The 13,428-nt window shown below is 69.5% G+C and carries 13 protein-coding genes; 2 read left to right on the forward strand and 11 right to left on the reverse strand.

The window, feature by feature from the left end:
* Window positions 1-116: 116 nt before the first annotated feature.
* Complete coding sequence (gene folD, locus MNQ95_RS14985) at window positions 117-998, reverse strand: bifunctional methylenetetrahydrofolate dehydrogenase/methenyltetrahydrofolate cyclohydrolase FolD (protein WP_162411017.1); 882 nt, start codon at window positions 996-998, stop codon at window positions 117-119.
* A 78-nt stretch (window positions 999-1,076) separates the two neighbouring features.
* Here folD and MNQ95_RS14990 point away from each other — a divergent pair, with 78 nt between their 5' ends.
* Both MNQ95_RS14990 and MNQ95_RS14995 read left to right on the forward strand, forming a co-directional pair.
* A complete protein-coding gene (locus tag MNQ95_RS14990) occupies window positions 1,077-1,373 on the forward strand; it encodes a DUF1244 domain-containing protein (RefSeq protein ID WP_241953348.1) in 297 nt (98 codons plus the stop codon).
* A complete protein-coding gene (locus MNQ95_RS14995) occupies window positions 1,366-2,154 on the forward strand; it encodes an alpha/beta hydrolase (protein WP_241953349.1) in 789 nt (262 codons plus the stop codon). Before MNQ95_RS14990 ends, MNQ95_RS14995 begins: the two co-directional genes overlap by 8 nt.
* Window positions 2,155-2,181: 27 nt before the next feature.
* Here the strand turns inward: MNQ95_RS14995 and MNQ95_RS15000 are convergent, their stop codons facing one another.
* From MNQ95_RS15000 to rlmN, 10 genes are all read right to left on the reverse strand, one after another.
* A complete protein-coding gene (locus tag MNQ95_RS15000; protein WP_162411020.1) occupies window positions 2,182-4,020 on the reverse strand; it encodes a monovalent cation:proton antiporter-2 (CPA2) family protein in 1,839 nt (612 codons plus the stop codon).
* Between the two features lie 69 nt (window positions 4,021-4,089).
* Window positions 4,090-5,229: a molybdopterin-synthase adenylyltransferase MoeB gene (moeB, locus tag MNQ95_RS15005; protein ID WP_162411021.1), complete on the reverse strand. Its 1,140-nt coding sequence runs from the start codon at window positions 5,227-5,229 to the stop codon at window positions 4,090-4,092.
* A gap of 138 nt (window positions 5,230-5,367) precedes the next feature.
* Window positions 5,368-6,588 (reverse strand): molybdopterin molybdotransferase MoeA, encoded by a 1,221-nt coding sequence (locus MNQ95_RS15010; RefSeq protein WP_241953350.1) that lies wholly within the window; start codon window positions 6,586-6,588, stop codon window positions 5,368-5,370.
* Window positions 6,585-7,220: a molybdenum cofactor guanylyltransferase gene (mobA, locus tag MNQ95_RS15015; protein WP_241953351.1), complete on the reverse strand. Its 636-nt coding sequence runs from the start codon at window positions 7,218-7,220 to the stop codon at window positions 6,585-6,587. The genes MNQ95_RS15010 and mobA overlap by 4 nt, the downstream gene beginning before the upstream one ends.
* A gap of 1 nt (window position 7,221) precedes the next feature.
* Window positions 7,222-8,625: a ribosome biogenesis GTPase Der gene (gene der, locus MNQ95_RS15020; protein WP_162411024.1), complete on the reverse strand. Its 1,404-nt coding sequence runs from the start codon at window positions 8,623-8,625 to the stop codon at window positions 7,222-7,224.
* A gap of 28 nt (window positions 8,626-8,653) precedes the next feature.
* A complete protein-coding gene (gene bamB, locus MNQ95_RS15025) occupies window positions 8,654-9,850 on the reverse strand; it encodes an outer membrane protein assembly factor BamB (protein WP_241953352.1) in 1,197 nt (398 codons plus the stop codon).
* 1 nt (window position 9,851) lies between these two features.
* Window positions 9,852-10,478 (reverse strand): YfgM family protein, encoded by a 627-nt coding sequence (locus MNQ95_RS15030; RefSeq protein ID WP_241953353.1) that lies wholly within the window; start codon window positions 10,476-10,478, stop codon window positions 9,852-9,854.
* Window positions 10,479-10,547: 69 nt separating this feature from the next.
* Window positions 10,548-11,399: a helix-turn-helix domain-containing protein gene (locus MNQ95_RS15035; protein ID WP_241953354.1), complete on the reverse strand. Its 852-nt coding sequence runs from the start codon at window positions 11,397-11,399 to the stop codon at window positions 10,548-10,550.
* On the reverse strand, window positions 11,396-12,205 hold the full coding sequence (gene pilW, locus MNQ95_RS15040; protein ID WP_162411028.1) for a type IV pilus biogenesis/stability protein PilW: 810 nt from the start codon (window positions 12,203-12,205) through the stop codon (window positions 11,396-11,398). The genes MNQ95_RS15035 and pilW overlap by 4 nt, the downstream gene beginning before the upstream one ends.
* Window positions 12,195-13,418 (reverse strand): dual-specificity RNA methyltransferase RlmN, encoded by a 1,224-nt coding sequence (gene rlmN / locus MNQ95_RS15045; RefSeq protein WP_425501367.1) that lies wholly within the window; start codon window positions 13,416-13,418, stop codon window positions 12,195-12,197. The genes pilW and rlmN overlap by 11 nt, the downstream gene beginning before the upstream one ends.
* Window positions 13,419-13,428 lie beyond the last annotated feature (10 nt).

The following is a 13,428-nucleotide window of genomic DNA, read 5'->3' on the forward strand; positions in this document are numbered from 1 at the left end:
GCCCCCGCCTGCCTGCCGGACGACACGCTGCATTCTCCGGATGGCGTCTGCACGGCCCGGTCGCGCGGACCGGCGCCGGCACGGGCTCCCGGTCTCCGGAGTTACCCGGCCCGGGGTCAGGCGCCCTGCTCGAGTGCCTCGACCGCCTCGATCGTGTTCTGCATCAGCGTGGCGACGGTCATCGGGCCGACCCCGCCGGGCACCGGCGTGATCCAGCTGGCACGCACCGCGGCGGCGGCATAGCCGACGTCACCGACCAGGCGGCCGTCGTCCAGGCGGTTGATGCCGACGTCGATGACCACCGCACCCGGCTTGACCCATTCGCCCGGCACGATGCCCGGACGGCCGACCGCGACCACCAGGATGTCGGCGTCGCGGACCCGTGCCTCCAGCACCTCGGCCGGGGTGAACTTGTGGCAGCTGGTCACCGTGCAGCCGGCGATCAGCAGCTCCAGCGCCATCGGCCGCCCGACATGGTTGCTGACGCCCACGATCGTCGCGTTGCGCCCACGCACCGGCCGGTCGGTGTGCGCCAGCAGGGTCATGATCCCGCGCGGCGTGCACGGCCGCAGCCCGAACTGGCGCAGGGCCAGGTGGCCGACGTTCTCCGGATGGAAGCCGTCCACGTCCTTGCGCGGATCGATCCGCCGGATCAGGCCGGTGGCATCGGGAATGCCCGGCAGCGGCAGCTGGACCAGGATGCCGTGGATCTCCGGGTCGGCGTTGAGCCGGTCGATCAGGGCCAGGATGTCGGCCTCCGAGGTACCGGCCGGCAGGTCGTAGTCGAACGCCTCGATGCCCACCTTCTCGGCGGCGCGGCGCTTGTTGCGCACGTACACGGCCGACGCCGGGTCCGACCCCACCAGCACCACGGCCAGGCCCGGCCGCGAACGGCCCGCGGCCACGCGGGCGTCGACCCGCACCTTGAGCCCGTCGAGCAGGTCTTCGGAAACCCGGCGGCCATCGAGGATGCGGGCGGTGATCGGCGCTGCTGTCATCGGGCAATGCTTGCGGCTGGGGGCGTGGAATCGGCACATTGTCCCCGATTCGGCTACGGCCAGATAGGGAGGACGACCATGGTCGACACCGTGGAACTGGAGGCGGCCGCATTCCGCCGGCTGCTGCGCCATCTCAACGAGGCGCGCACCGACGTGCAGAACATCGACCTGATGATCCTCGCCGGGTTCTGCCGCAACTGCTTGGCCGACTGGTATCGCGAAGCCGCGCAGGCCGCCGGCGAACCGATGGACAAGAAGCAGGCGCGCGAGGCGATCTACGGGATGCCGTTCGCCGAATGGAAGCAGCGCCACCAGGCAGAAGCCACGCCCGAGCAGCTCGCCGCCTTCGAGGCGGCACGCCAGCGCCATGGCTGAGCGGCTGCGCCCGGGCCGGGTCCTGCTCGCGGCCGGACTGCTGGTGCTGGTCGGATACGCGGCCATCAGCGCGCTGATGTACGCGCGCCAGCGCGACCTGGTCTACCATCCCGGCCATACCCGGGTCGGCACCGAAGCGACCGACTTCGAACTGCATTCCGATGGCATCCGCCTGCGCGGCTGGCGGGTGAACCCGGGGCGCAACGATGCCCTGGTCTACTTCGGCGGCAACGCCGAGCGGATCGAAGCCTGGCGCGAACCGTTCGCGCAGTGGTTCGGACACCGCACGGTCTACCTGGTCGCCTACCGCGGCTATGGCGCCAGCGAGGGGGAGCCGGGGGAGGAAGCCCTGCGGGCTGACGCCCTGGCGCTCTACGACGAGGTCCGGCGCCGCCACCCCGATGGCGACATTGGCGTGGTCGGACGCAGCCTGGGCAGCGGCGTGGCGGCCTGGGTGGCCTCGCGGCGTCCGGTCGATCGCCTCGCCCTGGTCACCCCGTTCGACGGGTTGGCCGAGGTCGGGCAGGCGCACTACCCTTGGCTGCCCGTTCGCCTGCTGATGGACGAGCGCTATCCATCCGCCGAATACCTGCGTGGCTACCAGGGCCGCGTACTGGTCCTGCGCGCTGGTCGCGACCAGGTCGTCCCGCCGGGCAATACCGACCGCCTGCTGGCCGCACTGCCGCGGCCGCCACGGGTGGTGGACTTCCCGGACAGCGGCCACAACGACCTTTCCGACGATCCTCGCTATGGCGAGGCGCTGGCCGGATTCATGCGCTGATCCACCGCAGCATCCCGGCGCTGGCGGTCAGGTGCCGCCCTCTCCCGCGGCGTCGCCGCCAGTGCTGGCGTCCAGCCGCTGCGACTCGCGCCGCGGCGTGGTGAACGGCGTCGGCGTGGCCGGCGCGGTGTTGCCGATGATCAGCGGACGCCCGGCGCGGATGTCGCCGGCGGCCACTTCCAGGCTGAAGCGCTCCGCATCCAGGCGCCGCATCTCCTCGCTCACGCGAGCGGCCTCGTCGGCGTCCACGCCGAGGGCTTCGAGCGCGGCCTGGCCGAAGCGCACGGCCGACTCGAAGGTCTCGCGGATCTGGTAATCCACGTCGAGCGCGACCAGTTCCAGCGCGTGCTCGCGGTCGAAGGCCCGCACCAGCACCTTGGCCTGCGGGAAATGACCGTGGCACAGCTCGGCGATCTGGTTGGCCGCGGCGCGGTCGTCGATGCACACCGCCAGCGCACGCGCGGTGCCGGCACCGGACGCGTGCAGCACGTCCAGCCGCCGACCATCACCGTAATAGACCTTGAAGCCGAACTCGCCGGCGCTGCGGATCATCTCGATGTCGGTGTCGATGATGGTCACGTCGACGTCGCGCGCGAGCAGCGCCTGGCTCATGACCTGGCCGAAACGTCCGAAGCCGATGATCAGCACGCTGCCGCCCAGGCCTTCGGCGGCGTCGATGCCGTCCATCGACAACTTCGCCTCGGTCCGCACGAAACGGCGCACCAGCAGCACCACCAGCGGGGTCAAGGCCATCGAGAGGACCACGATCGCGGTCAGATTGGCGTTGGCCGGCGAATCGATCACGCCGGCCATCTGCGCGGCGGCGAACAGGACGAAAGCGAATTCGCCGCCCTGCGCCATCAGCACGGCGCGATCCAGCGCCTCGCCACGCCCGCTGCGCGTGATCCGCGCGACCGCGTAGATGCACACCCCCTTGGCCACCATCATCGCGACCACGCCCGACGCGATCAGCGGCCAGTTCGCGGCGACCACGGCCAGATCCAGCGCCATGCCCACCGCGAGGAAGAACAGGCCCAGCAGCAGGCCGCGGAACGGCTCGATATCGGCTTCGAGCTGGTGCCGGAAGGTGGATTCGGACAGCAGCACGCCGGCCAGGAACGCGCCCATCGCCATCGACAGCCCGCCGATCTCCATGAGCAGTGCCGCGCCCAGCACCACCAGCAAGGCCGCGGCGGTCATCACTTCGCGCGCCTTCGCCGCCGCCAGCAGGCGGAACAGCGGGTTGAGCAGCCAGATCCCCGCCGCGACCAGTCCGGCAAGCGCCGCCACGGCGATCGCCACCCCGACCCAGCGACCGCCGCCATCGTCGTGGGGCAGCGGCGACAGGAATGCGACCAGTGCCAGCAACGGCACGATCAGCAGGTCTTCGAACAGCAGGATCGAGACGATCTTCTGCCCGCGCGGCAAGGCGATGTCGCCGCGCTCGCTGAGCAGTTGCATCACGATCGCGGTCGAGGTCAGGACGAAACCGGCCGCACCGATGAACGCCGTCCGGGGCGGCAGCCCCAGCAACATCGCAACACCGGTCAGCACCGCGGTACACACGCCGATCTGCAGCGTTCCAAGGCCGAAGATCTCCCGGCGCAGTCCCCACAGGTGCGATGGGCGCATCTCCAGCCCGATCACGAACAGGAACATGACCACGCCAAGCTCGGCCACGTGGAGGATCGCCTGCGGATCGGTGAACCAGCGCAGGCCGAACGGCCCGATCAGCAGCCCGGCGCACAGGTAACCCAGTACCGAGCCGAGCCCCAGTCGCCTGAAGATCGGGACCATGACCACCGCTGCGCCCAGCAGCGCGACGATACTGACCAGCTCGCTTCCGGTGGTGCCTTCGACCGCCATCCCGATCCTTTCCTTTTCAGGCCGGCGTTCGCGCCGGCGCGATTTCCATGCGACACGCGCCGCCGCGTGTCAGCCGCCGGTCGCGCAGAAGCGAGCGTAGTCGATGTAGCCCGGGAACGACCGGCCCGGCGCGCAGACCGCGCAATCGGGATCGGGTGCCAGGCGGAGTTCGCGGAACCGCATCGCCAGTGCGTCGAACTGCAGCAGGCGTCCAGCCAGCGACTCGCCGATGCCCAGCAGCAGCTTGATCGCCTCGTTGGCCTGCAGCAGGCCCACGATGCCGGGCAGCACGCCCAGTACGCCGGCTTCGGCGCAGCTGGGCGCGAACTCCGGCGGGGGCGGTTCCGGGAACAGGCAACGGTAGCAGGGGCACAGTCCGCGGTGGCGACCGGCGTCGAACACGCTGGCCTGCCCTTCGAAACGTTGCACCGCGCCATACACCAGCGGCTTGCCCAGCTTCACGCAGGCATCGTTGAGCAGGTAGCGCAACGGGAAGTTGTCCGAACCATCCACCACCACGTCGATACCGTCGAGCAACGCCTCGACGTTCGCCGCGGTCACCCGGGCGGCGACCGGCTCGATGCGCACGCGCGGATTGAGCGCGGCCAGGCGCTCGCTCGCCGATTCGACCTTGGCGGTACCGATCGCGGCCTCCACATGCAGGATCTGGCGCTGCAGGTTGCTGCGGTCGACCACGTCGTCGTCCACCAGGCGCAGGTGGCCCACGCCTGCCGCGGCCAGGTAGAAGGCCGCGGGGGAACCCAGCCCGCCGGCACCCACCAGCAGCACGTGCGAGTCCTGCAACCGGCGCTGGCCTTCGATTCCCACTTCCGCCAGGCGCAGGTGCCGTGAATAGCGCTCCAGGAAATCGGCTTCGTCGGCATCCAGCCGCGGGCGCACGACCGGCAGCCCCTCGGCGATCCAGGCGGTCGTGCCGCCCGCGATCGAGTGCACGTCGGTGTAACCGGCGTCCTGCAGCACCGCCGCGGTGGCGGCAGAACGCCGCCCTGACTGGCAGATCAGCAGGACGGGGCGCTCCACCCCCGGCAGGTGGCTTGCATGGGCGCCCTCAAGTTCGGACTTGGCGATCGCGATCGCCCCCTCCGCCTGGCCGGCCAAGCGCTCATGTGCGTCGCGGATGTCCACCAGCACGGCACCGTGATGCTGGCGTTCGCGCGCCTGCGACGGCGTGATCTCGGAAATGGCCATGGCCCGATTATCGACCGCGCGGATGACGGGCGGAAGCACCACGCGTCGCGGGGCTGTGTTTCTCGAGTGGCGTGCACCGCTGCGGCGCGCCAGGCGATCCCGGTTCGCAGCGATGCACCGCCGCGCCGGCCATGGGCGTCAGAGCGTCACGACCTCAACCAGGTCGCCCGCCGCATAGTCGCGCGCGCCCTCCTCCAGCACGATCAACGCGTCGCTGCCGGCGGCGGCACGCAGGCGATGCGAACCGTCGGCCGGATTGGGATGGACCTGCAGCGCGGCGTCCCCACCCTGCACGAGCTGGCCGCGCAGGAGTTCAAGCCGCTCGTGCCGCTTGCGCCAGGACGAGGCCAGCCGCGCGCGCCAGCGCGGACGCGGTTCGCTGCGGCCCTGCAGCGTATCGAGCAGCTCTCGGCCGAGCATGGTGAAGGTCGCCAGCACCGAGACCGGATTGCCAGGCAGGCCGAGCACCATGGCCTTTCCTGCCTCGCCGAACAGGACCGGCATGCCCGGTCGCATCCGCACCTTCCAGAACAGGATACGACCGTGGGCCTGCAGCCAGCGCGGCAGGTGGTCCTTCTCCCCGGCCGAGACGCCGCCGCAGGTGAGGACGACATCGAAGCTGGCGACCGCGTCGGCCAGCATCGCTTCGATCCGCGCCGGATCGTCCGGCAGCGTCGGCCAGGCCACCGGCTCGAGCCCCAGCGCGCGCAACTGGGCCATGAGCTGTTCGCGGTTGCTGTTGTAGACCTGCCCGGCTTCCAGCGGCAGACCGGGCTCGACCAGCTCGTCGCCGCTGGTGAACACCGCCACCGTCGGACGCGCGGCCACCGGCAAGCGGTCGATGCCCAGCGAAGCGGCCAGGCCGATCCGTGCCGGGGTCAGCACCTGCCCGGTGCAGAGGACGACATCGCCTACCTCCACGTCTTCGGCGCGCAGGCGCACGTGGGCACCGCGCGCCAGCCCGGCGGGTACCGTCACCCGGTCGCCCGCAATGACCGCGTTCTCCTTGATCAGCACCGTGTCGGCGCCCCTCGGCAAGGGCGCCCCGGTGGTGATGCGCGCGCATTCGCCGGCCGCAAGCTGCAAGCCCAGGTCGCGCCCCGCGAACTGTTCGCCCGCCAGTCGCAACGTCGTGCCGTCCTGCGCGGCCAGGTCGGCATGGCGAAGCGCGAAGCCATCCATCGCGCTGTTGTCGAAGGCTGGCAGCGCGACGGGGGCGACCACGTCAGCCGCCAGCACCCGGCCGTCGGCGCGCGATGTGGCGACGCGTTCGGCTTCCAGGCGCCGCGCGCCGGCGGCCGTGCGTACGATCTGCAGCGCTTCGGCCAGGGAAATGCGGGTCGGGAACGTTTCGCTCATTCAGGGCCTGTCGGATCGCCGGATGGCCTGGGCAGCTCCATGCATGCCGTCGCCAGGTCCCGTGGCGTGTTGAGGTTGCCGAAGCGTACGCCCATCAGGCGCACGCGAGAGAGGCCCAGGCGTCGCGCAAGGTTGCGCGGCGCCAGGTCGCCTTCGGCAATCATCGCGGGCAGCTCGCGGCGCAGGGCTTCGCAGCGGTACAGGGCTACCAGGGGCTGCAGGCCGTCGTCGTCCTCGGCCAAGGCACCGTTCCCGGTCGCACCACTGGCGAGGGTACGCAGCAGGCAGTCGTTCACGTCGAACAGGTCCACCGGCAGGATCAACAGCCACTCGGTGCTGCAGGCGGCGGCCAACGCGTCGATTCCCGCCAGCGGCCCACTGCCCGGATCCAGCCGGTCGACAACCGCCTGCAATCCCGCCTCGGCGTAGCGCTGCAGGTCACCGTTGGCGCTGACCAGCACCGGACCGGTTTCCCCGGAGAAACGCCGAGCGAACCGCAGTACCTGGGGAAGCCCGTCGCGCACGAGCCAGGCCTTGTCGACGCCACCGAGCCGCGTGCCGCGACCGCCGGCCAGCAGGCCCAGGGTCGGCAGCCCGTTAACCGGTGTCTGGGCGGCCCGCACCGCCGTCATCTCACTTGCCGCGCTTCTTGACGTGGCGGATCAGCCGACGCTTGCGCGCGACCTGGCGATCGGTCAGCTCGTTCTTCTTGCCTTCGTAGGGGTTCGCGCCTTCACGGAACAGCATCCGCACCGGCGTACCGACCAGCTTGAAGCGCTTGCGGAAGAAGTTCTCGAGGTAGCGCTTGTACGACTCTGGAAGATCCTTGAGGCGCGTGCCGTGGACCACGAAGGTCGGCGGGTTCTCCCCGCCCGGATGCACGTACCTGAGCTTGGAGACGTGGCCGCGGATGGCCGGCGGCGGATTGGTCTCGTAGGCGATTTCCAGCGCCTTGTTCACTTCGCTGGTGCTGAAGGTCCGGATCGCCGACGCGTGGGCGCGATGGACCGCGCGGAACAGTTCGCGCAGGCCCGAGCCGTGCTTGGCCGAGATCCGTACCGCTTCGGCCCAGGGCACGAAGGACAGCTTCCGCGACAGCAGCGCTTCGGCCTGCTCGCGCTGGTAGGTCGTCAGTCCATCCCACTTGTTGACCGCCACCACGAGGGCGCGGCCGGCGTCGAGCACCGCGCCGAGCACGGTCGCGTCCTGGTCGGTGACGCCTTCGGTGGCGTCGAGCATGAGCACCGCGACCTGGCAGCGCTCGATCGCCTGCAGGGTCTTGACCACGCTGAACTTCTCGACGGCTTCCTCGACCTTGCCCTTGCGGCGGATACCGGCGGTGTCGACCAGCCGGTACAGGCGGCCCTCGCGTTCAAGGTCGGCGGCGATCGAGTCGCGCGTCGTGCCCGGCACCTCCGAAGCGATCATCCGCTCCTCGCCCAGCAGGCGATTGACCAGGGTCGACTTGCCCACGTTGGGGCGGCCGACGAACGCCACGCGCAGGCGCGTCGGGTCGTTGTCGAACTCCTCCACGCTGCCTTCTTCCGGCAGGCGTTCGAGGACTTCCAGGTGCAGGTCGTCCAGTCCCTGCCGGTGCGCGGCGGACACCGCCAGCACGTCGGCGAAACCATAGCGCGCGAACTCGGCGCGGACCGATTCCTCGTTGGTGCCATCGATCTTGTTGATCACCAGCAAGGTCGGGCGTGCCAGCTTGCGCAGCCAGGACAGGATCTCGTCGTCGAGCGACGAAGTCCCTTCGCGTCCATCGACGATGAACAACACCAGGTCGGCCTCGCCGGCCGCGGCCCGTGCCTGGCGGGCGGTAGCGCCGGCCAGGCCTTCCTCGTCGCCGGCGATGCCGCCGGTGTCGACCAGCAGGAACGGACGCTCCGGCTCCAGCCGGCACACGCCGTAATTGCGGTCGCGGGTAACGCCGGGTTCGTCGTGGACCAGCGCGTCGCGGCTGCGGGTCAGCGCATTGAAAAGGGTCGACTTGCCGACATTCGGCCGTCCAACCAGTGCAACCAGCGGCAACATGCTGCGATCCCTGCCTGCATCCGTCCGCTCAGTCCAGACGGAAGGCGGTGAGACCGCCCTCGACGTTCTGGACCAGCAGGATGCCGTCGGCCACGACCGGCTGGGCCTTGATCGCCTTGCCGCCCACGCGTTCGCGCGCGGCCAGCTCGCCGTTGTCCAGGCGCAGCCAGTGCAGGTAGCCGTCGAAATCGCCGACCACCGCGTAGTCGCCCTGGACCACCGGGCCGGTCAGCGAGCGGCGCGCAAGCACCGGCTGCGACCACAGCGCGGCGCCGCTGTTCTTGTCGAGCAGGTACACGGTGCCGGTGGGGCTCGAGACCAGCAGCCCTGAAGGTCCCACGCCCATGCCGCCAATGCCGCCGTACTCGCTCTGCCACATCGGCCGACCCGTCGGGCCGTCGATGGCCACGGTGCGGTTCTTGAAGCTGCTGACGAACAGCAAGGTGCCGTCGATCAGCGGCCCGCTGTCGACATCGGCCATGCGCTCCAGTTCGGTGCGTCCGTCGGGGGTGCCGATCGCCTGCTGCCAAAGCACGCGGCCGTCCTGCAGCGCCAGCGCGCTGAGCGTACCGTCGTCGTTGCCGGAGAACAGCACGCCCGGTGCCCATGCCAGCGGCGCGTTGCCTCGCACGGTGAGTGCCGGCAACTCATGCTCGCTGAACCAGCGGCGTTCGCCATTGGCGGCATCGAAAGCACTGATGCGGCCATCGTTGCTGCGCACGTAAACGGTGCCCTGCGTCACCAGCGGCGCGGCGATGACCTCGCTGGTCACCTTCGCACGCCAGCGCTCGGTGCCGCTCGAGGCGTCCAGGGCGATCACATCGCCAGCCAGGCTGCCGACGACGACCAGGCCTTCACCCACGCCGGGGCCGCCGGACAGGCGCAGCGCGTCGTCCTTGGCGCCACGGAACTGCCAGATTTCCCGGCCCGTCTGCAGGTCCAGCGCAGTGACCCGGCCTTCCGCCGCCGCGGCGAACACCCGTCCTTCCGAGACGACCGGACCTTGCCTGGCGCCGATCTTGCGCTCGCCATCGCCCAGGCCCGTCGACCAGATCTTCGACGGCTTGGCCGTGGCCTGGAAATCGACCAGTTCAGCCGGTGCGGCGGCCTTCTTGGCCTCCGCATCCTTGCCCGCGAACCAGCCCTTGACCGTGCTGCAACCGGACAGTGCGAACACCAGCAGGACGCCGGCCGCAGCCGGGCGAAGCATGTGCATGCGTGTCATGTCAGATCGCCTCCGCCGGCTCGGGGACCTTGCCGCCGGCTTCCTGCAGTTTCAGTTCGAGGCGGCGACGGGCCGGCGAGGCCACGTCGGTTCCTGCGAGCGCCCTGGCGTAGGTATCGCGCGCTTCATCGCGCTTGCCGGAGGCAAACAGCGCATCGCCGCGCAACTCCAGGCCCGCGCTGCCGTCATCGTCCGCCAGCAGCTTCAACGCCTCGTCGTGCTTGCCGCCGGCATTGAGAAGCTGTGCCAGCCGCTCGTTGACTAGCGGCTGCAGGGAGGGTTCGGCTTGGATGCCGCGCAGGGTCGCGATCGCCTCGTCCACCTTGCCTGCCTCGACCTGCGACTTGGCAACGCGCAGGGCGGCCAGCGTCGCATAGGTACCCTTCTGCCCGGCCAGCAGTGCGCCAGCCTTGTCCACCGCGCCCGCTTCGAGCTGCTTCACCGCTTCGGCGTAGGTCGAATGCGCCTGCTGCTGCTGTTGTGCCTGGTGGGCGACCCACCAGCGCCAGCCATAGATGGCGGCAATGCCCAGGGCAAGTCCGCCCAGGATTCCAAGTGCGTTGTTGCGCAACCACGAGCGGACGCGTTCGCCCTGCTCGTGCTCGTCCAGAAGGTCGTCGATTGCCATGCAGTTCCCTGCCCCGCGCGGGATCCGGCGAGGTCTTATTGTCCCAGTGGAGTACCCGGCCGGCGCCGGTTATTCGGCAGCGGTGACGGAACCGTCAGAGGATACCGCAAAGCGGGCGACGTTAGCCCGCTGATACGGCGTGGTATCCACGATACTGCCTGCTTGCTGAACGCGTACCACCGAGGCATTGCCCAGTACCACGCGCCCCACCGAGGCGGTGTCGAAGCTGCGCGCATCGCCGGCGCGCATCAGGCCTTGCTCGAGCGTGCTGCCATCAGGCGCAGTCACTTGCATCCAGCTCTCGCCGCTGAAATCGAACAGGAGTTTTCCGGAGGACGCCTGGGGAACCCGGTTCACGGGCGCCAACGAGGCCATGTAGGGGGCCCCGGAATCAGCCTCGACGGCCGCCGTGCCTGTCGCGGGCACCGCCACCGACTGGGCGACCCGCAACGGCGGCGCTGGCTGGGCGACCTCGGCCGGTACCGCGTCGAGCGACGCGGTGGTCGGGGCGACGTCGTTGAAATGCGAACGCGTCGCCAGCCAGACCGGCACGGCGATCGCAGCGGTGATCACCACGTACACGGCGCGGCGCCCGGCGCTCTCCATCACCCGCTGGTAGCGCGGCGTGTACGCATGGCTCACCAGGTCGACCGGCACGGCCGGCGCGATGTGCGTCTCCAGGAGCGGCTCGACATCCACGCCCAGCAGCCGGGCGTAGCTGCGCAGCTGGCCGCGGACGAAGACGTTGGCTCCGATTACCTGCCAGCGCCCTTCCTCCAGCGCCTCGACCACGTGTACCGGCATGCGCAGCCGCGATGCGACTTCCTGCACGCTCAGGCCTGCAGCGGCCCTCGCTTCGCGCAGGCGCTCGCCGCACCCCCGCGCATCGCCCTGGATGTTCGCGCTGGACTCGTGGATCACTGTGACCCTTCCCCGGTACTGGAAAGCACGGCCTGCGGGAACTCCGTCCTCAGCCGCTGCTGATATCGACTGGCGGCCGCCTTGTCGCCAAGCCTGTCTTCGATCCTGGCCGCGAGTTGTAACACGGATGCATCGGCCGGCGCAGCCGCCAGCCTGCGTTCCGAGAACGCCCGTGCCTCAAAGTATCGCCCCTGGCCATATTGATACTCGGCCATGCTGGCCAATGCATAGGCATTTTTCGGCTCAAGCTCCAGAGCGCGACGCAAATCACGCTCGGCGCGTTCGCCCTGCCCGCTTTTGAGGGCACAGCCACCCGAATTGGCCAGGGCTGACCCGGGGCTGCGGTAGTTCGGCGCCGCCAGGGCACGATCGAACCAGACCAGTGCTTCGGCCGGATAACCGTTGCTGCACAGCCATGCGCCGTAGTTGTTGAGGACCTCGCCCTGGCGCGGCGCCAGCTCGGCCGCACGGCGGTAGTGTTCGCCCGCCTGGGCAGCCTGACCACGGCGCGCGGCGACGGCGCCGAGCAGGGTGTAGGCGTCGGCGGCAGTGGGATCCTGCTTGAGGACCTTGTGCGCCTGCTTCTCGGCTTCGGCCAGGTCGCCCGAGGCGAACCGCTGCGCAGCCAGGCCCAAGGTCTCGCGGACCTGCACCCGCTTCTTGGTGGCCTCGCTGTCCGAGTAGCTGTACTCGGGCGCGATCTGCTCGCTGCCCTTGATCTTGGGTGCCTTTACAACCGGCGACTTCGAGCACGCTGCCAGCAGCAGCACGCCCGCCAGCAGGACCAGTCGCGGGTCAGGCCGCATGCCCGTCGACCTGTCCCTTCGTGTCCAGGTCGCGACCCAGGCTGCGGTTGAACTCCGCCTGGCGTCGGGTGCGATCCATCACCTGCCCCTTGAGCTGGCCGCAGGCCGCGTCGATGTCATCGCCGCGCGTGCGCCTGACCATCGTCAATACCTGCGAGTCGAGCAGGATCTTCTGGAAGGCGCGGATCTGTACCTCGTCCGAGCGCTCGTAGCGGGTGCCGGGGAACGGGTTGAACGGGATCAGGTTGACCTTGCCCGAATCGCGCGCCTGCACGGAGTTGTCGAACTGGCGCATCAGCTTGGCAAGCTGGCGGGCATGCTCGGGCTGGTCGTTGACCCCCTTCATCAGGGTGTACTCGAAAGTCACCGAGTCGCGCTTCTTGTTCGCACGCAGGTAGCGGGCGCAGGACGCCATCAACTCGGCGATCGGATATTTCCTGTTGAGCGGGACCAGGGTCTCTCGCAGCGCATCCGTGGGCGCATGCAGGGACACGGCCAGCGATACATCGCTCTCGGTGGAGAGCCGGTCGATCATCGGCACCAGGCCGGACGTCGACAGGGTCACCCGCTTGTTGGCCAGGCCGTAGCCCAGGTCGTCGCGCATCACGCTCATCGCGCGCACGACGTTGTCGAAATTCATCAGCGGCTCGCCCATGCCCATCATCACCACGTTGGTGAGTCGGCGCTGCTGGTGCGGGACGTTGCCCAGGTGGCGGGCGGCGACCCAGACCTGGCCGATGATCTCGGCGGTGGTCAGGTTACGGTTGAAGCCTTGGGTGGCGGTCGAACAGAAGGTGCAGTTGAGGCCGCAACCGACCTGCGAGGACACGCACAAGGTCCCGCGCCCCTTGTCGGGGATGTACACCGTCTCGATCGCGTTCTTGCCGTCGGTGCCCATCGCCAGCAGCCACTTGTGGGTGCCGTCGGTGGAGGGCTTGTCGAACACGACGTTGGGGACGACGACCTCGGCATGCGCATGCAGCTTGGCGCGCAGCGCCTTGCCGAGGTCGGTCATCTGGTCGAAATCGGTGACGTAGCGGTGGTGGATCCACTTCATCACCTGGTGGGCGCGATACCGCTGCTCACCCAGGGTCTCGGCGAAGAAACGCTCGAGACCCTCGCGGTCCAGCTCCAGCAGGTTCTGGCGCACCACCCCGCCGGCGAGCGGCTCGCCGGTGAGGGTGACACTGGGAATCTGCTGAAGTTCGGCCACGTCTTTACAT

The organism is Pseudoxanthomonas daejeonensis (assembly GCF_022637495.1).
GTDB lineage: Bacteria > Pseudomonadota > Gammaproteobacteria > Xanthomonadales > Xanthomonadaceae > Pseudoxanthomonas > Pseudoxanthomonas daejeonensis.